This is a genomic window from Allobosea sp. GW821-FHT10B12 (assembly GCF_059415545.1).
In genome coordinates this window covers 686729-711287 of the sequence record NZ_JBWKNL010000003.1, presented here as the reverse complement: position 1 = coordinate 711287, position 24559 = coordinate 686729, and the positions used below count along the sequence as shown (strand labels likewise).

Sequence of the window (24559 nt, the reverse complement as noted above, 5' to 3'; positions counted from 1 at the left end):
AGGTGTCGCAAGGGCAGTGCGCTGGTGACATGATCCGGCGTGATCATTGCCTAGGCTCGCCCCATGCCGCTGCCGAACCGCATCCGTCCCGATGGCTCGCTCTTCGCCGATCCGGCGCGCGGGCTGCTGTTCGGCAATCGCGGCGGCAAGTTCCATGATCCAGCGACGCAGGTACTGCCGGCGCGGCTCTATGCGACCAGGCAGTGGATCTGCTGCGTGCTCTCGTTCAAGGGCCGGCAGCGCGATGTCTGGGGCCGTTATTACACCGAGCTGTTCTTCTGCGACGAGGTGACGGCACTGGCCGCCGGGCATCGCCCTTGCGTCGAATGCCGGCGCGCCGACGCACATGCCTATCGGGCGGCACTGGTCGCGGGGCTCGGGCTCGCCGAAGTGCCGCTCTTCTCCGTGATCGACGAGCGACTCGATCGCGAGCGGCGCGACGGCCGGCGCAAGCGCCTGCACAGGCTCTCGGCAGAGAGCCTGCCGGATGGGGCGATGATCGCCACGGGCGAGGGCGAGTTCCTCGCCGTGCGCGGCGGCAAGGCGCTGCTCTGGTCGCCGTCCGGCTATGTCGCGAGCCGGCCGCTGCCCGCCGGTTTCGTCGCCGTTGTCACGCCGCCGTCGTCTCTGGCGGTGCTTGTGAATGGCTATCAACCCCTCTGGCACCCTTCGGCTGCCGAACTCGCCTGAATCGCCCCTTCCGACCCTTGTCATTCACGCTCGTTGCCGCAACGTCGCGACCGTGGATCGCCGGCCGCGAACGCGTCTGCCCGGCCGATCCAGGCGGGGCAAGGAGACACCCATGTTGCGGAAGATGGTTTGCGCGCTCGCGGTCGCGTTCGCGGGCTTCAGCGGGTTGCCGGCGCTCGCCGGTGCCCTCCAGATCACCGATGCGGACCCTATTGCGGTCGTCACGGTGCCGGACGCCTGGACGACGGCGAAGATCAAGCGCGGCGTCGAGATCAAGACGCCGGACGAGGAGATCTATCTCTGGTTCGAAGTGGTCGCACCGGGTGAGATCGATACCGTGCAGAAGGAGCACAATGGCTATTTCGACAAGGAGGGCGTCACCGTCACCGGTGCTTCCGAGACGATCAAGCAGGAGGTCAATGGCAAGGCCTGGTCGTTCACCGAGCTCAAGGCCAAGAGCAAGGACGGAGACTCACTGATCCGCTACGTCGCGATCAATCCGAACGTGCCGAGCGGCAAGATCATCATGATGACCTATTGGGCCTCGCTCGACGGCCACAAGACGCATGATGCGGCGATGAAGGCGATCATCGACAGCATCGCCTACAAATGAGATCGACGGCCGTTGGCGGAACCGCCGGCGGCCTCGCGACGTTGTCCCGTCATCTTCATCCGATGACAATCAAGGGGTTAGCGTCGATGCGTTCGATCATTCTGTGGCTGGTGGGCGTTCCGATTCCGATCATCATCCTGCTCTGGTTCTTCATGCGCTGACAGGATCTTGTAGAAGGACTTGCTATGGCCGGGCTCGCCCGGCCATTCTTCTTCCGCGGGATGTCGTGCCGGCAGGGCGAAACGGCACCATCCCGCCTTCACCCATTTGCCGTGCTGCGAGTATAGCGTTCGCCCATGCAACCGATCATCCAGATATCCGGCCTGTCGAAGACCTATGCCTCGGGCTTCCAGGCACTCAAGACCATTAATCTCGACATCAGGCGCGGCGAGATCTTCGCCCTGCTCGGACCGAACGGCGCCGGCAAGACGACGCTGATCAGCATCGTCTGCGGCATCGTCAATCCGAGCACAGGCACGGTCCTCGCCGACGGCCACGACATCATCCGCGACTACCGCGCCGCGCGCAGCCGGATCGGCCTCGTGCCGCAGGAACTCACCACCGACGCCTTCGAGACCGTCTGGGCGACGGTGTCGTTCAGCCGCGGCCTGTTCGGCAAGCCGAAGAACCCGGCCATCGTCGAGCAGGTGCTGCGCGACCTCTCGCTCTGGGACAAGCGCGACAGCAAGATCATGACGCTGTCGGGCGGCATGAAGCGGCGCGTGCTGATCGCCAAGGCGCTGGCGCATGAGCCGCAGATCCTGTTCCTCGACGAGCCGACCGCCGGCGTCGACGTCGAGCTGCGTCAGGACATGTGGAAGCTTGTGCGGCGCCTGCAGGACAGCGGCGTCACCATCATCCTGACCACGCACTATATCGAGGAGGCCGAGGAGATGGCCGACCGGGTCGGCGTGATCAGCAAGGGCGAGATCATCTTGGTCGAGGAGAAGGCGGAGCTGATGCGCAAGCTCGGCCAGAAGCAGCTCACTTTGCATCTCCAGACCCGGCTGGACGCGGTCCCCGAGGCTCTTTCCGGCTACGGCCTGGCCCTCCAGGCCGAGGGTGAGGAGCTCGTCTACACCTATGACACCAAGGCCGAGCGCACCGGCATCACCGCGCTGATGAAGGATCTCGCCGAGGCCGGCATCCGCTTCAGCGACCTGCGCACCAGCCAGTCCTCGCTCGAGGACATCTTCGTCGGCCTTTTGAGGGCGAACGCATGAACCTGCACGCAATCAAGGCGATCTACCGCTTCGAGATGGCCCGTACCTGGCGCACGCCGCTGCAGAGCATCCTCTCACCGGTGATCTCGACCTCGCTCTATTTCATCGTCTTCGGCGCGGCGATCGGATCGCACATGGCCGCGATCGACGGGGTGCCCTATGGCGCCTTCATCGTGCCCGGCCTGATCATGCTCTCGCTCTTGACGCAGAGCATCGCCAACGCCTCCTTTGCGATCTACTTCCCGAAATTCGTCGGCACGATCTTCGAATTGCTCTCGGCGCCGGTGGCCTGGTGGGAGGCGGTCTTCGCCTATGTCGCGGCGGCGGCGACGAAGTCGGTGATCCTCGGATTGATCATCCTCGCCACCGCCTTCCTGTTCGTGCCGCTGAAGATCGCCCACCCCATCTGGATGCTGCTCTTCCTGATCCTGACGGCGGCGACCTTCAGCCTGTTCGGCTTCATCATCGGCGTCTGGGCCGATGGCTTCGAGAAGCTGCAGGCGATCCCGCTCCTGATCATCACGCCGCTGACCTTCCTCGGCGGCTCGTTCTACTCGATCGACATGCTGCCGCCATTCTGGCGGGCGGTGACTTTGGTCAACCCGGTCGTCTACCTGATCAGCGGCTTCCGCTGGAGCTTCAACGGCGTCGCCGATGTCGGCATCGAGGTCAGCCTGGCGATGACGCTGGTTTTCCTCGGGGCCTGCATCGCGGTGATCGCCTGGATCTTCAAGACCGGCTACCGGCTGAAGAACTGAAATCCGACGAGGCCGTTTCAGGCCGCCTTGATCTGGCCGAAGAAGGTCGCGACGGCGCCGCGCAGCGCTTCCGCTTCGCGCGCCAGGTTCTCGGCGGTGCGCAGCGTATCGACGGCGGCGCCGGTCGCCTCGCCGGAGGCGGCGGCGAGGCTGTCGAGCGCCAGGGCCGCGGTCGCCGCGTCATCGGCGGTCGCATGGGCGTTACGGGCGATCTCGGAGGTCGTGCTCTTCTGCTGTTCGGTCGCGGCGGCGATGGCGCTGGTATGCTGCGAGACTTCAGTGATCGTGGCGGCGATCGCGCCGATCGCCGCCACGGCCCCCGCAGCCTCGCCGCGGAAGGCCTCGACCTGGCTGGCGATGCCGTTCGTCGCCTCGGCGGTGCGGCTCGCCAGCGTCTTGACCTCGGTGGCAACCACGGCGAAGCCGCGCCCGGCCTCGCCGGCGCGGGCAGCTTCGATCGTGGCATTGAGCGCCAGCAGATTGGTCTGCTCGGCGATGTCGCGGATCAGGTCGATGACACTGACGATACGCTCCGAGGCGCGTGCCAGCCCGTCGACACGCCGGCTCACGCCTTGAGCATCCGCTGCGGCGCTGCTGACCATGGCGCTGGCGCGCATCACGCGATCGGCGATCTCGGCGATCGAGCTGGACAGTTCCTCGGCCGCCGCCGCGACGTGCTGGACCTTGCCGGACGCGTCTTGCGAGGCGTTCTGCGCTCCGTCGATCTGCACGGTGCGCGCACTGGCGATCTCGCTCACCGCCCGCGCCGCGCCCTCGAGCGTATGGGCGCCGGTCTCGACGGTCTGAAGCGCATCGGCGAGCCTGGCGTCGAAGGCCGCGACGATCTCGGCGATGCGCTGCTGGCGCGCTGCCCGCCCGGCCTCATTGCGCGCAGCTCCAGCTTCGAGCGCCTCTCGGGCGAGGGCGTTGTCGCGGAAGACCTCGACCGAGCGTGCCATGTCGCCGATCTCGTCCTGGCGCCGCACGAGCGGGATGGTCGTGACGGGTTCGGCAGCGGCCAGGCTGCGCATGGTCGTCGCGAGCTTGCGCAGCGGGCGGGAGACGCGGCGATGCACGACCAGGATGGTGAGGCCGAGGCCGACCAGGATCGAGAGGGCGCCGACGCCGATCTGCAGGTTGACGCTGTCGCGCTGCATCGCTTCGAGCCTGGCGTCGAGCGCGGCGCTGCGCCCGTCATAGCTGCCGGCGATGCGCTTCAGCGTCTCGTTGAGCGCCTTGCGATTGTCGCGATTGGCGTCGTCGTTGCCGGCTGCGCGGGCTGCCTGGGTGGCGCCCTGCCGACCGAGCCGGACGATGTCGCGCCGGAAGTGGAGGAATTCCCGAACGCGGGTTTTGAGATTTTCGAAGTCGGACCGTTCCTGCTCCTCGATCAGAGGCTGCCATTCGGCCATCAGCAATTCGATCTCGACGAGGTTCTGCAGCAGCGGCGGCGCGAAGCGCTCGGCTCCGATGGCGCCTTCGCTCATATAGATGCCACGCGATTCCATCACGACCGCGTTCACCAGCCCATTGATCCGCTCGGCCAGGGCGGAGCGGTGGGTGATCGACTGCATCTCGTCCGTCACCCTGGCGTACTGGCCAAGGCTGTGGATGCCCAGGCTGATGGCGAGGGCGGCGGCTATGACGAGAAGCGAGATCGCGCCGAGAATCTGGCTCGAGATCGTGCGCAGGGTGGCCATCTGTGTCGCGCGTCAGGAGGCCACGGCTTCGTCACGGTGCGCGGCTGGGAACCCATCGCCGATCAGAGCATGGCTTGGTTAAATTTGGGTTGGAATGTGCGCGATGCGCGCGACGCGATGGCGTAATGACGGCTCGCCCGATTGACTTGCGCGGCGCATCCTGTCTTGACCACGCCATGACCGATCTTTCGACCCTCGACAACGCGGCGGCTGCCGCGGCGCCCCATGCGCGCCGGCGCACCTTCGCCATCATCTCGCACCCGGACGCGGGCAAGACCACGCTGACCGAGAAGCTGCTCTATTTCGGCGGCGCCATCCAGCTCGCCGGCGAAGTCCGCGCCAAGGCGGGCCGGCGCCAGACCTCGTCCGACTGGATGAAGATCGAGCGCCAGCGCGGCATCTCGGTCGTCACCTCGGTGATGACCTTCGAATATGACGGGCACGTCTTCAACCTGCTCGACACGCCCGGCCACGAGGACTTCTCGGAAGACACCTATCGCACCCTGACTGCGGTCGACTCGGCCGTGATGGTGATCGACGCCGCCAAGGGCATCGAGGCGCGGACCAAGAAGCTGTTCGAGGTCTGCCGTCTCAGGGACATCCCGATCGTCACCTTCATCAACAAGGTCGATCGCGAGACGCGCGATCCCTTCGACCTGCTCAACGAGATCGAGACGACGCTGGCGCTCGACGTCGCGCCGATGACCTGGCCGGTCGGGCGCGGGCGCGAGTTCGTCGGCACGCTCGACCTCGCCAGCAACACACTGCGCCGCAACCAGAAGGGCGACGAAAGCGATGCCGGCCAGAAGGTCGCCGGTGAGGACGACAAGCTCTTCGACGAGCTCTTGCCCCATGGTGCTGCCGACACCTTTCGCGAGGAGGTCTTCCTGGCGCGCGAGGGCTGCAAGCCCTTCGATCTCGAGGCCTTCCGCGAGGGCCATCTGACCCCGGTCTATTTCGGCGCGGCGCTGCGCGACTACGGTGTGCGTGACCTAATCGACGCGCTCGGGCGCCTGGCGCCTAGCCCGCGCGCGCAATCGGCCGACAAGCGGCCGATCGAGGCGGACGAGCCGAAGATGACCGGCTTCGTCTTCAAGATTCAGGCGAACATGGACCCGAACCATCGCGACCGCATCGCCTTCATGCGGGTCTGCTCGGGCAAGCTCTCGCGCGGGATGAAGGCGAAGCTGGTGCGCACCGGCAAGCCGCTGCCGCTGAACGCGCCGCAGTTCTTCTTCGCCCGGGACCGCTCGATCGCGGAAGAAGCCTATGCCGGCGACATCGTCGGCCTGCCGAACCATGGCACGCTGCGCATCGGCGACACGCTGACCGAGGGCGAGGACATCGTCTTCCGCGGCGTGCCGAGCTTCGCGCCGGAAATCCTGCGCCGCGTCAAGCTCAAGGATGCGATGAAGGCGAAGAAGCTGCGCGAAGCGCTGCAACAGATGGCGGAGGAGGGCGTGGTCCAGCTCTTCCTGCCGCATGACGGCGCCCCCGCCATCGTCGGCGTCGTCGGCGCGCTGCAGCTCGACGTGCTGAAAGAGCGCATGGAGGCGGAGTATTCGCTCCCCGTCGATTTCGAGCCCTGCCAGTTCGCGATCGCGCGCTGGATCTCGAGCGAGGACAAGGCAGCCCTGCAGAAGTTCACGGCCGCCAAGCCGTCGTCCATGGCGGACGATCTCGACGGCGACCCAGTCTTCATGGCCTCGTCGCAGTTCACCCTGAAATACGATGCCGAGCGCGCGCCGGAGATCAATTTCTCCGACGTGAAGGACTACCAGAAGGTGGCGGGGGGCTGAGCGGCCGGCGGCAGCGCCGTTTCGTGCTGCCGCCATCTGTCCCGGGCAGTGGTAAGCGTGAAGCCATCCGCTGGAGATCGCTCAGGGCATGCGACGAGACGGTGAGGTTCCCAGGCGATCGTGGCGCCGACGTGGGCTCAAGCTGCTGGCGATCGTGGCGGCATTGTTCGCTCTCGTCGCGATTCCGCTCGCCATCATCTTCTACCCGACGCTGAAATCCTATCCGAAGGCGGATTTTCCCGCGGCGACCTCGCAGCGGGACAGGAATCTGCAGGACCTCGCGCATCTGCGGCGTTTGCCGGAGGTCGAGCGCAGCTTCACCGCGCAAAGCCGGTCAGCGTTCATGCAGGCCATCGCTGCTCTCGAACTGCGAGCCGGTGAGCTCGACCGGGCCGGCCTGGCGATGGCGGCGGCGAAGGCCGTGGCCCTGGCGGACAACGGCCACACCAACGTGCTCGGGCTCGTCGGCGACCATGGCTTCAACGCCGTGCCGATCCGCCTCGGCTGGTTCGCCGACGGGCTGTTCGTGATCGCTGCCGATGACGAGCGTCGCCAGCTCCTCGGCGGGCAGATCGTCGGCGTGAATGGGCGCAGCACGGCAGAACTGGTTGAGGCGCTCCGTCCCTATGTCGGCGGCCCCGCCAATCTCGCCCGCGAATTCGTGCCGAACCTGGTGATCTCGCCGGAGCTTCTGCATGCGGCCGGTCTCGCCGAGACGGTGAAGGCCAGTTCCTACGAGGTCCGCTTCGCCAATGGGAGCGCAAGATCGGTCGAGCTTGCTGCCCATGCCGCCACTCTCCCGCCTTTGAACGCTCAGTTCTGGCCGAGACGTCACCTCAGCTCGATCGCGCCAGCCGGCGGCGCAACGGGCTGGCGCCATGTGCTCGATGGTGTCGCGCTGCCACCGTACCTCGCGCGCCTCGACACCAACTACTGGCACGCCTATCCGGCAGAGGAGCTTCTCTACGTCCAGATAAACCGGGTGGGTGATCAGGGCCCCGTCGGCGTGTCCCGCTACCTGTCCGACATGCTGGATCAAGCGGTGAAGAAGCCCGTTCGCAATGCGATTGTCGATCTGCGCTTCAACCGCGGCGGCGACTATACGCTGACGGCTGACTTCACGCGCCGGCTGCCGCAGCTCCTGCCGCCGGAGGGCAAGCTCTTCATCCTGACCAGCGCGAACACGTTTTCGGCAGCGATCAGCACGGCGGCGAGGCTGAAGCACTTCGCCGGAGCGCGCGTCGTCATAGTCGGCGAGGCGATGGGTGATCGCTTGCAGTTCTGGGGCGAGGGCGGGCTCACCTTCCTCCCCAATTCGAAGCTCGCGGTGCGCTACACGACCGCCTTCCATGACTGGGAGCATGGCTGCAGCCTGTCGCAGATCACGACCTGCTTCCTGCTGAACTATGTCTATGGCGTGCCGGCCGGCGACCTCCGGCCGACTGTCACGATCTCACCGGGCTTCGCCGACTACGCCACTGGCAAGGACGCCGTGATGTCCGAGGTCATGCGGCAGCTGGCGTCAGGCCAGGGGCGCTGAGGCGGCGGATACGCCTCAGCCCTGCCAGCGGCTCAGGGCTTCGGCGATGGTCTGGTTGCCGGCGCCGCCCTTCTCGAAGGTGATGATGCCGCGCCGCCCGGAGGCGAAGCGCACCGGCAGGTCGATCCAGTTGCGGTTGCGCAGCAGGTCGATGTTGCGCCCGGCCTCGACCGGGACGTTCGACAGAGCCGCGACGAAGAGGTTTTCGCCGAGCGCGGAGGAGATCGCCGAGAGCGGGGCACCGCGCTCGCCTTCTTCGAGCTTGAATTGCGGCACGCCGACCTCGCGGATCGCGTCGTTCGCTGCTTCGCCCGAGGTGGTGAAGCGCATGCCGATGATGTGCGAGGCTGGAAATGCCGTGTCGGTGTTGCGCCGGATGGTGAAGTCGAGCGCCAGACCTGCATCAGCGATCTCGATAGTGCCGCGGACGATGGTCTCGACCGGCTGGCCGGGACCCGCGATGTCGCTGTCGAGCCGCCAGAGGACGCGGCCCTGCACGGTGCGCGGCTGCTGCGGGGCTTCCGGCACCTCGATGTAGAGGATGGCGCGCTGGGCGACGGCGATGTCACTGCCCGGCTGGGAGCCCGCCTGCTGGTTCGGGCGCTGGCCGGACTGCTGGCTCGGCGTCGGAGTGGACTCGCCGCCGGCGCGTTCGCTGATCTTGCCGGCCTGGTCCTGCTGCGCCGGCGCTGCCGGGGCTTCGACACGCTGGCGGACGGGCTGGTCCTGCGGGGCGACCTTGTTGACGTAATAGGCTGCACCGGCGATCAGCGCGACGGCGAGTGCGACGCCGCCGCCGACGATGGCGGTGCGGACATGGCCGGGATCGACGCCACGCTTGCGTGGCGGCGCGACGCGTGGACGGAGGGGTTGCGCATCCTCGGCGGAGGCGGCCCGCTCATCGAAGCGCGGCATCTCCTGTGGGGTGGCCTGGCGCGGCTTGGGTTCGGGCTGCGGCCGTGCGGGTGGGGTAGCCGGCGCGGGCGCCGGCTCATCCATGGGCAGGGGAGGCAGGCTCGGCTCGATCGCCTCGGCGAGCGCGATCTCCGCCTCGATGCGCGACACGGCTTCGTCGAGCGAGAGCCGCTCGCGGGTGATGTCGGCTTCGGAGAGCGGCGGATCGAGGCTGCGCAGTTGCGCCAGCAGCGCCGTGCGCGCCCGGTCATAGACGGAGCGGCGCGCTTCGGGCGACTTGTCGGTCAGCCCGGCGATTGCGCGCGCCAGAATGGGGTGGAAGTCGGCCATTGGCCTCACATGTCCGCGTTGGCCCGGCCCGTCAACCCTCGAACGGGTTCTGGACCAGGATCGTATCGTCGCGCTCCGGGCTGGTCGACAGCACCGAGACGGAAGCGCCGATCAGCTCCTCGATGCGACGCACGTATTTGATCGCCTGCGCCGGCAATTCGGCCCAGGAACGGGCGCCCGCCGTCGAGCCTTCCCAGCCTTCGATCACCTCGTAGATCGGCTCGACCCGGGCCTGATCGCTCTGGCCGGCAGGCAGGTGCTCGATGATCTCGCCGTCGAGCTTGTAGCCGGTGCAGACCTTGATCTCCTTGAAGCCATCGAGGATGTCGAGCTTGGTCAGCGCGATGCCGTCGATGCCGGAGGTCTTGACCGTCTGGCGCACCAGGCAGGCGTCGAACCAGCCGCAACGGCGCTTGCGGCCGGTGACGACGCCGAACTCCTTGCCCTTCTGGCCGATCAGTTCGCCGATCTCGTCGAAGAGCTCGGTCGGGAACGGGCCTTCGCCGACGCGGGTGGTGTAGGCCTTGGCGATGCCCAGCACGTAGCCGACGGCGGAGGGGCCGAGGCCCGAGCCGGTCGCGGCCTGACCGGCGACGATGTTGGAGGAGGTCACGAACGGGTAGGTGCCGTGGTCGACGTCGAGCAGCGCGCCCTGCGCGCCCTCGAACAGGATGCGCTTGCCGGCGCGGCGCTGGGCGTCAAGCAAGGCCCAGACCGTGTCGGCATAGGGCAGCACCTGCGGCGCGATCCCGGTCAGCTGCTTCAGCAATTCGCCACCGTTGACCTCGTCGATGCCGAGGCCGCGGCGCAGCGCGTTGTGGTGGGCGAGCAGGCGCTCGATCTTGGCCTTCAGAACCGCTTCGTCCTTGAGGTCGATGACGCGGATGGCGCGCCGGCCGGCCTTGTCCTCATAGGCCGGGCCGATGCCACGCTTGGTGGTGCCGATCTTCAGCGCCGAATTCGAGGTCTCGCGGAAATGGTCGAGCTCGCGGTGCAGCGGCAGGATCAGCGTTGCATTGTCGGCGATGCGCAAGTTCTCAGGGCTGATCGCGACGCCCTGGCCGCGCAGCCGGGCGATCTCCTCGACGAGGTGCCAGGGATCGACGACGACGCCGTTGCCGATCACCGAAAGCTTGCCCGGGCGCACGATACCCGAAGGCAGTAGCGAGAGCTTGTAGACGGTGCCGTCGATGACGAGGGTATGCCCGGCATTGTGGCCGCCCTGGAAGCGCACCACCACATCGGCCTGGCTCGACAGCCAGTCGACGATCTTGCCCTTGCCCTCGTCGCCCCACTGGGCGCCGACCACGACCACGTTCGCCATGGGGATGATTCCCTCTCGCTGACTTACAGGGTCGGCGCCGCTTCCGATTGCTCGACCGGAAACACGCCGACGCAAGCGCCCGCACAAATAAAAACCCCGGCGCAAGGCCGGGGTTTCGGGTGGGTCCTTGCAAGCCCTCTTCGTCCAAGAGGATGGCAAGGTCAAGGCTGACAGCGGCAAAGCCGGAGAAAGAATTTTCCGGAACGCCGTCGATTCCGCCGCTTCCGGTTCGACGTGCTGGCAGAGGGAGCGGTGCAGCACTGCTTCGCGAACGCAGGAGAAGCAGCATGCGCAGGCTCGTCGTCACCCAGTACATCTCGCTCGATGGCGTCATCGAGGACCCGGTCGGCATGGAGAGTTCCGGCCTCGGCGACTGGACCGGGCCGTTCACGCGCGGGCCGGAAGGCGAGCGGCTGAAGCAGGAGGAGCTCGATGCCGCAGGTTCCCTGCTGCTCGGCCGCCGGACCTATGACGCCTTCGCCGCGGTCTGGCCGCATGTGACGGACAGTCCTTTCGCCGACCAGATCAACGCGCTGCCGAAGCATGTCGCCTCGACAACGCTGACCAAGGCCGATTGGCAGGGCACCTCGATCCTGGCGGGCGATGCGCTCGCCGCCATTGCGGCGCTGAAGCAAGAGGCAGGCGGTGACATCCTGGTCTATGGCAGCCGCAAGCTCGTCCATGGCCTGCAGCGCGCCGGGCTGGTCGATGCCTACAACCTGATGGTCTATCCCGTCGCGCTCGGTGCCGGCGGCCGGCTCTTCGCCGACGGTGTGCGCGGCAATCTTGTGCTCGCCGGAGCGAAGACCCTGGGCGAGGGCATTCAGTGGCTGCGCTACGAGGTCAGGCCCTGAAGGGCAGGGCAGCCTTGCGGCGATCGCGGTTGCGGCGGTGGCCGGGGAGGATTAACCCGGCGCCTTACAGAGCAGGGACAAACGCCGATGCTGCCCATCGCCATTTCGACTCTCACCATCTGCGGTATCGAGGAATTGCCGGCGCAGTGCGCGCGCAAGGTCAGCCATGTGCTGTCGCTGCTCGATCCCGATCTGCCCGAGCTGCAGTCCTTTGTCGCCTATGAAGCGCATGAGCGGACGACGCTGCGCTTTCACGACATCATTACGCCGCAGGAAGGCCGCGTGCATCCGACCGACGCCCATGTCGCCGAGATTCTCGATTTCGGCGCGAAGCTGCGGGAATCGGCGCTGAAGCGGCAGGAGGGGCACCTGCTGGTGCATTGCCATATGGGCATTTCGCGCTCGACCGCGGCGATGCTGTCGCTGATGGCGCTGGTGAACCCCGACGAAAGCGAGGACGCGCTGTTCGCCCGCCTGAGGACGATCCGGCCGCAGGCCTGGCCGAATTCGGTGATGATCGGCTTCGCCGACGCACAGTTGAAGCGCGGCGGAGAGCTTACCGCCGCTCTCGGCCGGCACTACGCCCATCAGCTCGAGATGCAGCCGCGCTATCGCCAGTGGATGGCCGATCTCGGCCGCGGTGCCGAAGTCGCGATGGCGGGCTGAACTCCCTTCCTAGCCTCTCGCTCACGGCTCCCCTGACGGCCCGTCAGTCTCCTGGAGCATGGCTGTTTTGCCGTGTTCGCAGAATGAGTTGGCGGCGTTCAGTCGTATGAGAAGGAGGGGGCGGCGACAGGCGATGGCATGAGCCATGCCTGCAAAAGAACGCCGCAGGCTGGGGAACGACAATCATGACGAAGTTCGACGATTGGCTCGGCGCGCACCACGCCGAGTTCACGGCGATCCGCCGTGACATTCACGCGCATCCCGAACTCGGGCTGGAAGAGCATCGCACGGCCAAACTCGTTGCCGACAAGCTGCGCGAATGGGGCGTCGAGGTGACTGAAAACGTCGGGCAGACAGGCGTCGTCGGCGTCATCCGCGGCAATCAGCCGGGCCAGCGCGCCATCGGCCTGCGCGCCGACATGGACTGCCTTGCCCTGGAGGAGCTGACCGGGCTGCCGCACGCCTCGAAGTTTCCCGGCCGCATGCATGCCTGCGGCCACGACGGCCACACCACCATGCTGCTCGCCGCCGGGCGCTATCTCGCCGAGAACCGGGATTTCGGCGGCACGGTCAACCTGATCTTCCAGCCGGCCGAGGAAGGCCGCGGCGGTGCCAACGCCATGCTCGCCGACGGGCTGTTCGAGCGCTTCCCCTGCGATGCGATTTACGGCCTGCACAATACGCCGGGCGTGCCCGCATCGCATTTCGGCACGGCGGTCGGCCCCTTCCTGGCGGCGGCGGATTCCTGGCGGGTGACCTTCCGCGGTGTCGGCGGCCATGGCGGCTCGCAGCCGCACCGCTCGACCGACATCACCTATGCGCAGGCGCATTTCGTACTCGGCCTGCAGGGTATCATCGGTCGCAATGTCGCACCGCTCGACACGGCCGTGATCAGCGTCGGCTTCATCCATGGCGGCGATGTCAACGCCTCGAACGTCATCCCGTCGGAGCTCGTCATCGGCGGTACGGCGCGGACCTATTCGAAGGACGTGCGCGATCTGGTCGAGCGCCGCATCGCCGAGCTGGCGTCAGCGACAGCGCAGGCCTGGGGCTGCGAGGCGGACGCCTACTACCATCGCGGCACCAGCCCGCTGGTCAACGCGGCCGAGCAGGTTCGGGTCGCGGTCGCGGCGGCCTCGACCGCGGTCGGGCCGGAGCATGTCAACGGCCAGATGCTGCGCGGCACGGGCGGCGAGGATTTCGCCGAAATGATGCTGGTCTGCCCCGGCGCCTTCATGCGCATCGGCAACGGCGTCGCGGCGGACGGGTCGTTCAAGGGCCTGCACACCCCACTCTACGATTTCAACGACGAGATCATCCCGGCCGGCGTGCGCTACTGGGTCGGCCTGGTCGAGCAGGAGCTCGGCCAGGGCTGGCAGGCGATCGCGGCGGAGTAGGGCGCCTACCGCCGCGGCTGGTCGAAGACGACCTCGCGGTCGCCGGGATACTTGATCCGGTAGGCGAGGCGGATCTCCTTCTGCGCGCCCGGTGCGAGCTCGAAGCTCCAGGCCGAGACGCCGCGCTTGTCGCCGATCTGCTTCTCGGTCGGCGGCGTGCTCTGCGACAGCAATTCGACCGTGATCGCGCTGTTCTCCGAGAAGGGTACGCGCTCGGTGACGATGAGCTTGACCGGCTGGGCGTGCAGGCTCTTCACCACAGTCTTGAACTCGCGCTGGTCGGTGCGGGTCGAGCCGAGCCAGCCGGAATCGTTCTCGCGCCGGCGCACCGGAACGCGCGTCACCTTGAGGCGGTCGTCGGCGCCGAAGCCGAGCTCGACCTTGTCGCCCGGCGCGACCTGCCCGAGGCGGCCCTTGCCGATATAGGCGCCATCGCGATGCAGGAAGACCTCGCCGGCGAGCAGCGGCGCCTCCTCATCATGGCTGAAGCTGGCCTCGAGATAGGCCTTTTCCTCGAGCTCGGGCGTGGCGCGGGCAGAGAGCTCCGGCTTGATCCTGGTCTGGGTGAGCACGACCGCCTTGCTGGAGCCGTCCTGGGGCACGCTGACGCGGCCGGGCACATTGAAACTCGCCTGATAGGCGCCGGCGCTGACGCTCGCGGTCTGGACCTCGGCCTGCTTCGGCGCAGCCGGGACCGGCACCTCCGCCATCTCGACGTCGGGAGCGGGCGCTATCGGCTGCGAGCGAAGTACCAGCCCCTGAGCCGGCAGACTGCGGGCGCGGCCGTCATAAACCACCGGCGGCTCGTAGAAGGCGATGCGCAACGGGTTGAGTTCCGGCGCGCGCGTGCCTTGCGCCGAGCGTGTGGTCGAGAGCTCGACCGCGACCTCGCTCCAGTCCTCGCCGGTGCGCTGGCGCAGTTCGGCGCGGCGGGTGAAGGCGATCTCGGCGCCGCCATTGGTGTTCCCTGTCGTCAGCCGCGCCTCGTAGACCGGCAGCCAGCTCGCGCCGGCGACGCGGTAGCTGACGGAGATGTCGGCCGCGACCGGCGCCCTGGCCTCGACGGCGATGGCGACGTCGCGCTTGGGCTGGCTGGCGCGCGGAGCCTGCGGCCTTGCCCGCTCCAGCGCGGCGATCTCGGCGTCGAGATCGGAGATGCGGTTACGCAGCGCGAGGAGTTCGCCCTGCACCTTGACCAGCGCGGTGCCGATCGCGTCGAACACCGCCGGCCAGTCGCTGACGGGCAGGACCTTGCCGCCCTCGCCCAGCTTGTCGGGGCCGACCTTGCCGAAATTCTCGATCGTGGCGCGCTTGGCTTCAGTCGCGCTGACCTCGCCGGCGAGCTTCGCCTTCTCGCCCTGAAGTGCCCGGATCTTGCCTTCGAGCACCTGGTCGAGCGCGGGGCGTGCTTCGCCCGGGACCTGGCGCACATCGACCGCGCCGATCGAGAAGGCGCCGCTGCCCTGCGCCTCGACCCGGATCGAAGCAGGATCGACGCTGGCGGGCAGGCCGCGCAGCACGATCTGCGAAGCGCCCTCCAGCAGGGACGCCTTGCCGAGACGGGTCACCACTGCACCGTCGGGGTAGACGGTGACGCGGTCGATTTTCGAGGCGAGCTCGATCTCGGCAGCGCCGGCAAGGCTCGGTGCAAAAATCAAGGCTGCTGCCAGTCCATTCTTCATCATGCTGTCCCCCGACAAATCAAGTGGCCGCGATTTGTCCGGTGGATTTCGGCGCGGCGAGGGCGGAATTGGGCCGGAAGGTGGAAGGCGCACCACAGGGTGCAGCCACCATCCATCGGTTGTAGCCGATCCTTGCCGCCACCAGCAGGGTTTTCGCAGCGTCAGGGGGTATTCACGCCATATTCCCTCTCCCCTTGGGGGAGAGGGTCAGGGTGAGGGCGCGCGCCATCGATCGCCGACCCGGCGCGACATCGTCCGAAGCTTTCAAGACCTGCGCGACCCCTCATCCGGCCCTGCAGGCCACCTTCTCCCGCAAGGGGAGAAAGGAGAAGGCGCGGCTAAGCACTCATCCCCTTAGTCCCGGCGCCTCCTGGCCGGTGCTGGCGACGTATTCGGTGTAGCCGCCGCCATAGAGATGGACGCCCTCGGGCGTCAGCTCGAGCACACGGTTGGAGAGCGCCGCCAGGAAGTGGCGGTCGTGGCTGACGAACAGCATGGTGCCCTCATATTGCGCTAGCGCCGTGATCAGCATCTCCTTGGTGGCGATATCGAGATGGTTTGTAGGCTCGTCGAGCACCAGGAAGTTCGGCGGGTCATAGAGCATCTTGGCCATGACCAGCCGGGCCTTCTCGCCGCCGGAGAGGAAGCGGCAGCGCTTCTCGACATCGTCGCCGGAGAAGCCGAAGCAGCCGGCGAGCGCGCGCAACGAGCCCTGACCAGCCTGCGGGAACGAGCCTTCGAGCGATTGGAAGATGGTGGCGTCGCCGTCGAGCAGCTCCATGGCATGCTGGGCGAAGTAGCCCATCTTGACGCTGGTTCCGACCGCGACCGAGCCGCTATCGGGCTTCGAGGTTCCAGCGATCAGCTTCAGCAGTGTCGACTTGCCGGCGCCGTTGACGCCCATCACGCACCAGCGCTCCTTGCGCCGGACCTGGAAGTCGAGCCCGTCATAGATCGTCTTGGCGCCATAGCGGACATGCACGTTCTTGAGGGTGGCGACATCCTCGCCGGAGCGCGGCGCCGGCTGGAACTCGAACTGCACGGTCTGGCGGCGCTTGGGCGGCTCGACGCGCTCGATCTTGTCGAGCTTCTTGACCCGGCTCTGCACCTGCGCCGCATGCGAGGCGCGCGCCTTGAAGCGCTCGATGAAGGCGACCTCCTTGGCGAGCATCGCCTGCTGGCGCTCGAACTGCGCCTGCTGCTGCTTTTCGGCGAGCGCGCGCTGCTGCTGGTAGAACTCGTAGTCGCCGGAATAGCTGGTCAGCGTACCGCCATCGATTTCGACGATCTTGCCGACGATGCGGTTCATGAACTCGCGATCGTGCGAGGTCATCAGAAGCGCGCCATCATAGCCCTTGAGGAAGCTTTCCAGCCAGATCAGGCTTTCGATATCGAGATGGTTGCTCGGCTCGTCGAGCAGCATGGCGTCGGGCCGCATCAGCAGGATCCGGGCGAGTGCGACGCGCATCTTCCAGCCGCCGGAGAGCGCGCCGACATCGCCCTCCATCATCTCCTGGCTGAAGCCGAGGCCGTCCAGCACCTCGCGGGCGCGCCCGTCGAGCGCATAGCCGTCGAGCTCCTCGAAGCGGCCCTGGACCTCGCCATAGCGCGTGATCAGATCCTCCATCTCGTCGGCTCGGTCGGGATCGCCCAGCGCCGCCTCGAGCTCCTTCAACTCGGCCGCGATGGCGCTGACCGGGCCGGCGCCGTCCATCACCTCGGAGACGGCGCTGCGGCCCTTCATGTCGCCGACATCCTGGCTGAAATAGCCGATGGTGGTGCCGCGATCGACGCTGACCTGGCCTTCGTCAGGCAGGTCCTCGCCGGTGATCAGCCGGAACAGCGTGGTCTTGCCGGCGCCGTTTGGGCCGACGAGGCCGACCTTCTCGCCCTTCTGCAGCGCCGCCGAGGCCTCGATGAAGATGATCTGCTGGCCGTTCTGCTTGCCGATGCTTTCGAGGCGAATCATGATGTCCGGGACGCTGAGAGACTGGAGCTCCCGCGCACTTACAGGGCTAGCGGGGTCCGTGGAAGCCCGCAGGCGGCTGGCTAGCCCTTCGCGCTGCGCGCGACTATGGCGGTGATCGTCTCGAACAGCTCCCGCTTCGCCTCGTCAGCGTCGATTTCGCCGGTCGCGGCGGCATGCGACAGCCCTTCGGCGGCGCCGAGCATGGCGCGCAAGCCCGCGGTCGCGATCGGCTGGCCCTCAGCGAAAGGCGCGAGCAGGCTGCGGCAGCGCTCCAGGAAGATCAGGTCGCAATCGCGTTTGACCGCGGCGAGCTCGGGCGAGCCGGCCAGGGCTGCGACGACGCCAGGAATCTCGCGCCCCTGGGTCAGCACGCAATCGACAAAGGAGGAGGCGATCGCCCCGGCCTTGCCGGCAAGGGTCGCCTCGCTTCCATCGATCGCGGCGTTCATGGTCGCGTACTCCCGCAAGTCGAAGTCGCGATAGAGCGCGATCAGCAATCCGCTGCGGGTGACGAAGTGGCTGTAGACCACCGGCTTGGTGACGCCGGCCCGCTCGGCGAGGCGGCCGAGCGTCAGAGCATCGGTGCCTTCCTCGCCGACGATCCGCCAGGCGGTTTCGATGAGCTGGCGCTGGCGATCCTCGCGCGTCAGGCGTTGCCGGCGCGGTCGGTCGATATCGAGGCTTGACATATCTTATGTACCAAAAGTAACTTACTAAAAGTATATAATGATCCCTGGCGGATCGCAATCACTGCAGGAGACATCCCATGCATGCCCTCGTTGTCGTCGCCCATCCCGATCCCAATTCGCTGAGCCACGCCGTGGCGCAGGCGCTCGCCAACGGCGTCTCCGGCGCCGGCCACAGCGTCGAGATCGCCGACCTCGCCAAGGAAGGCTTCGATCCGCGCTTTTCGCCGAACGATCTTGCCGTCCACCGCCGCGAGATCGTCCAGCCCGCCGACATCGCCTTCGAGCAGGCGCGGGTCGACCGGGCCCATGCGCTGGTGCTGGTCTATCCGATCTACTGGTGGTCGATGCCGGCGCTGATGAAGGGCTGGATCGACCGCGTCTTCGCCAATGGCTGGGCCTATGACGAGCTCGAGGACATGAAGACGGTCAAGAAGCTGCAGCATCTGCCGGTCCATCTCGTCGCGCTCGCCGGCGCCGACATGCGCACCTTCGCCCGCCACGGCTATTACGGCGCGATGAAGACGCAGATCGACCACGGCATCTTCGGCTATTGCGGCGCGCCGGTGGTGACCTCGGAATTCCTGGTGCCGGTGCCGGAGATGTCCGAGCACCTCGCCACGGCGCGGGCGCTCGGCGGCAAGGTGTTCGGGGCGGCGGCGAACAGGACCGCCGAAGCGGCGTGAGCCTGTGCATTTGCTCGTCATGATCGGCTTGTCCCGACCATCCACGTCTTTGCTTGGCTAGTCGAACGTCGTGTTCAAGACGTGGATGCTCGCCACAAGGGCGAGCATGACGGAGTTACGCCCGTCCGCGCACGCTCGCCTGCGGCTTCACCCGTATCTCCAGGAAGTTGCGCAGCTCCGTCACGCGCTTGACCGGATCGAGAACCTCCTCGTCGAGGCCATGGGCCCAGGCGAGATCGCGGCGGGCGGGATCGGCGTCGAGCGCATCGAGATCGGCGAGCCAGGCTGCCGTATCGGCCTCGTCCCTGCGGAAGCCGCGCTCGATCAGGATCTTGCTGTGCCGCCGCAGGATCGTCGCGACGAGGCGCAGCGAGAATTCCGGGTGGTACTGCACGCCCCAGAAGCTGCCGCCGTCCTGGCGGAACTCGGCCGCCTGGATCGGGCTCATCGCGTTCGAGGCGAGGATGGTGGCGTCGGTAGGCGGGGCGACGATGCTGTCGAAATGGATCGCCGGCGCGTCGAAGGCGGCGGGCCGGCCGGCGAGCAGCGGATGCCTGGCGCCGACCTCGTTGACGGCGATGCGGCGGGCAAAGCCGATCTCGAGGCCGCTCGGATTGAGCGCCACCGTCCCGCCGGCGGCGACGGCGCCGATCTGGATGCCCCAGCACGAGCCGAAGCAGGGCGTGCCGCTCTTGTAGATCGCCCGCATCAGCTCGATCTGCCGCGTCACCGCTGGCTCCGGGCTGTGGATATGCAGTGAGGAGCCGGTCAGGGCGATGCCGTCATAGGAGGAAAGGCCGGTGCCGTCGGGCAGGTTGGCGCCCTCGTCGGCCGGCAGGCAGATATCCGTGATCAGCGAGGGCTCGATCCGGCGCAGCTCGGCGGCATAGGCCTCCGACGGGGTCGCGCCGGCGTCGCGGATATACTCCTCGCGCCCTTCGCGCTTGTAGCCGTCGACGACGAGGACGCGGAGCGGCTTGCGGCTGAACACGTTCATGATCTTCCTCGGCACGTTTGCGTGCGGCGACGGTCTGCTTTGCGCCTCCTCTCATAGGAGAAGCGCTGCGTGCAAGGCTATGCAAGCGCTCCGCAGACATGAGGATCATGCATCTTGCAGCCGGCCGCCTCCCTTCCGCAGCGAATCTGGGCCAACGCCTATCTGCTGCTGACGCTGACCACGCTGATGTGGGCCGGCAATGCCGTGGCCAGCCGGCTCGCTGTCGGCGAGATCGCGCCGATGACGCTGACCGCGCTGCGCTGGGTCCTGGTCTGCGCGGTGATGCCCTACATGTTCCGGCAGGGCCTGCGCGAGCACTGGCCGGCGCTGAAGGCGAACTGGCTCAAGGTGATCCTGCTCGGCGCCTTCGGCTTCACCGCCTTCAACACGCTGATGTACATCGCGGCCTATTCGACCACGGCGATCAACATCGGCATTCTGCAGGGCTCGATCCCGGTCTTCGTGCTGGTGGGCGCCTTCTTCGCCTTCCGCACGCCGATCGGCGGCCTGCAGGCACTCGGGGTCGCCGTCACCATCGTCGGCGTGCTGGTCACGGCGAGCCGCGGCGACTGGCACATCCTCGCGCAGCTCAGCTTCGTGCCGGGTGATCTCTGGATGATCATCGCCTGCGTGTTCTATGCCGGCTACACGGTCGGCATCCGCACGCGCCCGCCGATGCCCGGGCTGATCTTCTTCACGGCGATGGCGATCGTCGCCTGCCTGGTCTCGCTGCCGCTGCTCGGCGTCGAGATCGCGACCGGCAAGGCCTTCTGGCCGACGCTGAAGGGCTGGCTGATCCTGATCTATGTGGTGATCGGCCCCTCGATCCTGTCGCAGCTCTTCTTCATGCGGGCGATCGAGCTGATCGGCCCCGGCCGTGCCGGCGTCTTCGTCAACCTCGTGCCGGTGTTCGCGCCATTGCTCGCCGTCGCGATCCTCGGCGAGCAGATCGCGCTCTATCACGGCTTCGCGCTGGCGCTGGTGCTGGGCGGCATCTGGATCGCCGAACGCAAGCGTTGAAGCCGCGCCCGCGGTCTTCCTGTAATTGATCCATGTCAAAGCAGTCCGGCGCCATCCCGCTAACTTTGCGGCAGCGCCGGGCTGGACAACTTGTGAGTGAGGACTAGGCTCCTTTGACAAGCTCCAATCTGGCTGACGGCGATATGTGATCGCCGACGCCGACGAGAATGGAGGGCGGCGATGGGGACTGACACCACCGGCACCGGCGGGGTGCACCCGGTGCAGCCAACCAGAAGGGCCGAGATCCTGGCCTTTCTGACGCTTGCGGTCCTGATCTGGCCGATCGTCGCTGTCGGGATCGTCGGCGGCTACGGCTTCCTCGTCTGGATGTCGCAGCTGATCCTCGGACCGCCCGGACCTCCCGGATCGCCGCACTGAGGTCCCGCCATGCTGACAGGCAAGCGCGAGATCGACCGCCGCAAATTCCTCACCGGCGACATCCTGCCCGAGCGCGACGCCACGTCCGCTCGCCCGCAGCGCTTCTTCCACATCTCCAGCGCGGTCGTCACGGCCCGCCCCGAGCACTGCGCCGACATCGCGCGCCTGATCGCCGCCATGCCGGACACCGAGGTGCGCGCGGTCGAAGGCAGCAAGATCGTGGTGGTGATGGAGGGCGAGAACAGCGGCGAGATCGGCAGCCGGCTCACCACCATGGCGCTGATGGACGGTGTGTTCTCGGCCAACATGGTGTTCGAGCAGATCGAACCCTTCGACGACACAGGAGATGACAGATGAGCCTGTCCCGTCGCGAGTTGCTCAAGGCCCAGGCGGCAGGGATCGCCGCGCTGGCCGCCAATGTCAGCAGCGAAGCCGTGGCGCAGCCCGTCGCCGGTGGCGTCGACGCGCTGAAGATCTCCTGGTCGAAGGCGCCCTGCCGCTTCTGCGGCACCGGCTGCGGCGTCATGGTCGGCGTCAAGGAGGGCCGGGTCATCGCCACCCATGGCGACATGAAGGCCGAGGTCAATCGCGGCCTCAACTGCGTCAAGGGCTATTTCCTCTCCAAGATCATGTATGGCAACGACCGGCTGACGCAGCCGCTGCTGCGCAAGAAGAACGGCGCCTACGCCAAGGATGGCGAGTTCACGCCGGTGTCGTGGGCCGAGGCCTTCGACACCATGGCGGCTCAGGCCAAGCGCGTGCTGAAGGAGAAGGGGCCGACCGCGCTCGGCATGTTCGGCTCTGGCCAGTGGACGATCTTCGAGGGCTATGCCGCGACCAAATTGATGCGGGCCGGCTTCCGCTCGAACAATCTCGACCCCAACGCCCGCCACTGCATGGCCTCGGCGGCCTATGCCTTCATGCGCACCTTCGGCATGGACGAGCCGATGGGCTGCTATGACGATTTCGAGCATGCCGATGCGTTCGTGCTCTGGGGCTCGAACATGGCGGAGATGCACCCGATCCTGTGGACCAGGGTGACGGATCGCCGCCTCGGCCACCCGCATGTCAAGGTCGCGGTGCTCTCGACCTTCACCCATCGCAGCTCCGACCTCGCCGACATCCCGATCGTGTTCAAGCCGGGCACGGACCTGGCGATCCTCAACTACATCGCCAACCACATCATCACGACCGGGCGGGTGAACAAGGACTTCGTCGACAAGCACACCACCTTCGTGAAGGGCGCGACCGAGATCGGCTACGGCCTCAGGCCCGACGATCCGCGCGAGGTCAAGGCGAAGAAGGCGGCCGATCCCGCTGCGACGACGCCGATCGACTTCGAGGCCTTCGCCGCCTTCGTGAAGGACTACACGCTGGAGAAGGTCTCGGCGCTGACCGGTGTCGAGCCCGGCTTCCTGCAGCAGCTCGCCGAGCTCTATGCCGATCCCAAGCGCAAGGTCACCTCGTTCTGGACGATGGGCTTCAACCAGCATGTGCGCGGCGTCTGGGCCAACCAGATGGTCTACAACCTGCATTTGCTGACCGGTAAGATCTCCGAGCCCGGCAACAGCCCGTTCTCGCTGACTGGGCAGCCCTCGGCCTGCGGCACGGCGCGCGAGGTCGGCACCTTCGCCCATCGCCTGCCGGCCGACATGACGGTGACCAATCCCGAGCATCGCAAGCATGCCGAGGAGATCTGGCGCGTCCCGCACGGGATCATCCCGGAGAAGCCGGGCTACCACGCCGTCGAGCAGGACCGGATGCTCAAGGACGGCAAGCTCAATTTCTACTGGATCCAGGTCAACAACAACCTGCAGGCCTCGCCGAACAACAGCAACGAGGCCTATCCGGGCTATCGCAACCCCGACAATTTCATCGTCGTCTCCGACGCCTATCCGACGGTGACCGCGATGGCGGCCGACCTGATCCTGCCCGCGGCGATGTGGGTCGAGAAGGAGGGCGCCTACGGCAATGCCGAGCGGCGCACCCATGTCTGGCACCAGCTCGTCAACGCGCCGGGCGAGGCGCGCTCCGATCTCTGGCAATTGATGGAGTTCTCGAAGCGCTTCACCACCGATGAGGTCTGGCCGGCGGAGATCCTGAACGCCAATCCGAACTACAAGGGCAAGACCCTGTTCGACGTGCTCTACCGCAACGGCACTGTCGACAGGTTCGACATCTCCGAGATCGATCCCGGCTATGAGAACCGGGAGGCGAAGGCCTTCGGTTTCTATGTGCAGAAGGGGTTGTTCGAGGAATATGCCGCCTTCGGTCGTGGCCATGGCCATGATCTTGCGCCCTACGACACCTATCATCAGGTGCGCGGGCTGCGTTGGCCGGTGGTCGACGGCAAGGAGACGCTCTGGCGCTATCGCGAGGGGCTCGATCCCTATGTGAAGCCCGGCAAGGGCGTCGAGTTCTACGGCAACAAGGACGGCAAGGCGCGGATCATCGCCGTGCCTTACGAGCCGCCGGCAGAGATGCCGGACAGCGAGTACGATGTCTGGCTGGTCACCGGCCGCGTGCTCGAGCACTGGCATTCCGGCTCGATGACCATGCGCGTGCCGGAGCTCTACAAAGCCTTCCCGGGCGCGCGCTGCTTCATGCATCCGGAGGACGCCCGCAGCCGCGGGCTGAATCAGGGTGCCGAAGTCCGGATCATCTCCCGGCGCGGCGAGATGCGCACCCGCGTCGAGACGCGCGGGCGCAACCGCATGCCGCCGGGCGTGGTCTTCGTCCCGTGGTTCGATGCGAGCCAGCTGATCAACAAGACGACGTTGGATGCCACCGATCCGATCTCCAAACAGACGGATTTCAAGAAATGCGCGGTCAAGATCCTGCCGGTCACCGCCTGATGCGCGCGCCGACCGTTCTTAAGGCCGCGCTCGCGGCCTGCCTCGTCCTCGCCTTCGGCGCCGCCTTTTCGCAGGACGGCGCGCCGGTGAAGACCGTGCCGCGGCTGACCGGCACGCCGCAACCCATGGAGCTGGAGCGGGTGCCGGCGCTCGGCCGGCCGATCGTCGACGACGTCAGGCGTATGCGCAACTACCCGGAGCAGCCGCCGGTGATCCCGCATGCGATCGACGGCTACCAGCTCACCCTCAACACCAATCGCTGCATGGACTGCCACAAGCGCGAGTTCACCGAAGGCTCGGGCGCGCCGATGATCAGCGTCACCCATTTCCAGGATCGCGACGGGCAGGTGCTCTCCGACGTGACGCCGCGGCGCTATTTCTGCACCGCCTGCCATGTCCAGCAGACTGATGTGCCGCCGCTCGTGCCCAATCTCTTTCAGGATGCCCAAGATGTCGGCCGTAAACCGTAGCGGGGCG

General features: G+C 66.9%; 23 protein-coding genes. 16 read left to right on the top strand and 7 right to left on the bottom strand.

Features of this window, described 5'->3' with window-relative positions:
- Positions 1-63 precede the first annotated feature (63 nt).
- The 5 genes from AC07O0_RS13430 (at position 64) to AC07O0_RS13410 (ending at position 3284) form a co-directional block, all read left to right on the top strand.
- Complete coding sequence (locus AC07O0_RS13430) at positions 64-690, top strand: hypothetical protein (RefSeq protein ID WP_494623755.1); 627 nt, start codon at positions 64-66, stop codon at positions 688-690.
- Positions 691-802: 112 nt separating this feature from the next.
- The gene (locus tag AC07O0_RS13425) at positions 803-1303 is read left to right on the top strand and encodes a hypothetical protein (protein WP_494623753.1); all 501 of its coding nucleotides are present in this window, start codon (positions 803-805) and stop codon (positions 1301-1303) included.
- Entirely contained in the window at positions 1300-1464 is a 165-nt protein-coding gene (locus tag AC07O0_RS13420) for a hypothetical protein (RefSeq protein ID WP_494623751.1), read from the top strand. The genes AC07O0_RS13425 and AC07O0_RS13420 overlap by 4 nt, the downstream gene beginning before the upstream one ends.
- A 135-nt stretch (positions 1465-1599) precedes the next feature.
- Positions 1600-2526 (top strand): ABC transporter ATP-binding protein, encoded by a 927-nt coding sequence (locus tag AC07O0_RS13415; protein WP_494623749.1) that lies wholly within the window; start codon positions 1600-1602, stop codon positions 2524-2526.
- Entirely contained in the window at positions 2523-3284 is a 762-nt protein-coding gene (locus AC07O0_RS13410; RefSeq protein WP_494623747.1) for an ABC transporter permease, read from the top strand. The genes AC07O0_RS13415 and AC07O0_RS13410 overlap by 4 nt, the downstream gene beginning before the upstream one ends.
- Positions 3285-3301: 17 nt before the next feature.
- Here the strand turns inward: AC07O0_RS13410 and AC07O0_RS13405 are convergent, their stop codons facing one another.
- Positions 3302-4984, bottom strand: coding sequence for a methyl-accepting chemotaxis protein (locus AC07O0_RS13405; protein ID WP_494623745.1), 1683 nt, complete (start codon positions 4982-4984; stop codon positions 3302-3304).
- Positions 4985-5160: 176 nt separating this feature from the next.
- Here AC07O0_RS13405 and AC07O0_RS13400 point away from each other — a divergent pair, with 176 nt between their 5' ends.
- Together AC07O0_RS13400 and AC07O0_RS13395 are read left to right on the top strand one after the other, a co-directional pair.
- Entirely contained in the window at positions 5161-6783 is a 1623-nt protein-coding gene (locus tag AC07O0_RS13400; protein WP_494623743.1) for a peptide chain release factor 3, read from the top strand.
- Between the two features lie 88 nt (positions 6784-6871).
- On the top strand, positions 6872-8323 hold the full coding sequence (locus tag AC07O0_RS13395) for a S41 family peptidase (protein WP_494623740.1): 1452 nt from the start codon (positions 6872-6874) through the stop codon (positions 8321-8323).
- 15 nt (positions 8324-8338) lie between these two features.
- Here AC07O0_RS13395 and AC07O0_RS13390 read toward each other — a convergent pair whose 3' ends face one another.
- Both AC07O0_RS13390 and AC07O0_RS13385 read right to left on the bottom strand, forming a co-directional pair.
- Positions 8339-9568 carry a serine/threonine-protein kinase gene (locus AC07O0_RS13390; protein WP_494623738.1) on the bottom strand — a complete coding sequence of 410 codons (1230 nt, stop codon included), beginning with the start codon at positions 9566-9568 and terminating at the stop codon, positions 8339-8341.
- Positions 9569-9599: 31 nt separating this feature from the next.
- Positions 9600-10892 carry an adenylosuccinate synthase gene (locus tag AC07O0_RS13385; protein ID WP_494623736.1) on the bottom strand — a complete coding sequence of 431 codons (1293 nt, stop codon included), beginning with the start codon at positions 10890-10892 and terminating at the stop codon, positions 9600-9602.
- 287 nt (positions 10893-11179) lie between these two features.
- Between AC07O0_RS13385 and AC07O0_RS13380 the strand changes: the two genes are divergently transcribed.
- From AC07O0_RS13380 to AC07O0_RS13370, 3 genes are all read left to right on the top strand, one after another.
- Positions 11180-11746, top strand: coding sequence for a dihydrofolate reductase family protein (locus tag AC07O0_RS13380; protein WP_494623734.1), 567 nt, complete (start codon positions 11180-11182; stop codon positions 11744-11746).
- Positions 11747-11833: 87 nt separating this feature from the next.
- The gene (locus AC07O0_RS13375; protein WP_494623732.1) at positions 11834-12412 is read left to right on the top strand and encodes a tyrosine phosphatase family protein; all 579 of its coding nucleotides are present in this window, start codon (positions 11834-11836) and stop codon (positions 12410-12412) included.
- A gap of 185 nt (positions 12413-12597) precedes the next feature.
- Positions 12598-13809 carry a M20 aminoacylase family protein gene (locus tag AC07O0_RS13370; protein WP_494623730.1) on the top strand — a complete coding sequence of 404 codons (1212 nt, stop codon included), beginning with the start codon at positions 12598-12600 and terminating at the stop codon, positions 13807-13809.
- Positions 13810-13814: 5 nt separating this feature from the next.
- On the opposite strand, the gene AC07O0_RS13365 is transcribed toward AC07O0_RS13370, so the two are convergent.
- The 3 genes from AC07O0_RS13365 to AC07O0_RS13355 all read right to left on the bottom strand — a co-directional run bounded on the left by AC07O0_RS13365 (position 13815) and on the right by AC07O0_RS13355 (position 18149).
- Positions 13815-15491, bottom strand: a complete 1677-nt coding sequence (locus tag AC07O0_RS13365) for a mucoidy inhibitor MuiA family protein (protein ID WP_494623728.1) — start codon at positions 15489-15491, stop codon at positions 13815-13817.
- Positions 15492-15837: 346 nt separating this feature from the next.
- Entirely contained in the window at positions 15838-17460 is a 1623-nt protein-coding gene (locus tag AC07O0_RS13360; RefSeq protein WP_494623726.1) for an ABC-F family ATP-binding cassette domain-containing protein, read from the bottom strand.
- Positions 17461-17540: 80 nt separating this feature from the next.
- A complete protein-coding gene (locus AC07O0_RS13355) occupies positions 17541-18149 on the bottom strand; it encodes a TetR/AcrR family transcriptional regulator (protein ID WP_494623724.1) in 609 nt (202 codons plus the stop codon).
- A gap of 77 nt (positions 18150-18226) precedes the next feature.
- Here AC07O0_RS13355 and AC07O0_RS13350 point away from each other — a divergent pair, with 77 nt between their 5' ends.
- Positions 18227-18832 (top strand): NAD(P)H-dependent oxidoreductase, encoded by a 606-nt coding sequence (locus AC07O0_RS13350; RefSeq protein WP_494623718.1) that lies wholly within the window; start codon positions 18227-18229, stop codon positions 18830-18832.
- A 115-nt stretch (positions 18833-18947) separates the two neighbouring features.
- Here AC07O0_RS13350 and AC07O0_RS13345 read toward each other — a convergent pair whose 3' ends face one another.
- The gene (locus AC07O0_RS13345; RefSeq protein WP_494623716.1) at positions 18948-19829 is read right to left on the bottom strand and encodes a type 1 glutamine amidotransferase; all 882 of its coding nucleotides are present in this window, start codon (positions 19827-19829) and stop codon (positions 18948-18950) included.
- Positions 19830-19943: 114 nt separating this feature from the next.
- On the opposite strand from AC07O0_RS13345, the gene AC07O0_RS13340 reads away from it, so the two are divergent.
- The 5 genes from AC07O0_RS13340 (at position 19944) to AC07O0_RS13320 (ending at position 24552) form a co-directional block, all read left to right on the top strand.
- Positions 19944-20849: a DMT family transporter gene (locus AC07O0_RS13340; RefSeq protein WP_494623714.1), complete on the top strand. Its 906-nt coding sequence runs from the start codon at positions 19944-19946 to the stop codon at positions 20847-20849.
- Positions 20850-21029: 180 nt separating this feature from the next.
- Positions 21030-21227, top strand: coding sequence for a periplasmic nitrate reductase, NapE protein (napE, locus tag AC07O0_RS13335; RefSeq protein ID WP_494623712.1), 198 nt, complete (start codon positions 21030-21032; stop codon positions 21225-21227).
- A 9-nt stretch (positions 21228-21236) separates the two neighbouring features.
- The gene (locus tag AC07O0_RS13330; RefSeq protein ID WP_494623710.1) at positions 21237-21584 is read left to right on the top strand and encodes a chaperone NapD; all 348 of its coding nucleotides are present in this window, start codon (positions 21237-21239) and stop codon (positions 21582-21584) included.
- Positions 21581-24082, top strand: coding sequence for a periplasmic nitrate reductase subunit alpha (napA, locus tag AC07O0_RS13325; RefSeq protein ID WP_494623707.1), 2502 nt, complete (start codon positions 21581-21583; stop codon positions 24080-24082). Before AC07O0_RS13330 ends, napA begins: the two co-directional genes overlap by 4 nt.
- Positions 24049-24552 (top strand): nitrate reductase cytochrome c-type subunit, encoded by a 504-nt coding sequence (locus tag AC07O0_RS13320; protein WP_494623705.1) that lies wholly within the window; start codon positions 24049-24051, stop codon positions 24550-24552. Before napA ends, AC07O0_RS13320 begins: the two co-directional genes overlap by 34 nt.
- Positions 24553-24559: the final 7 nt, after the last annotated feature.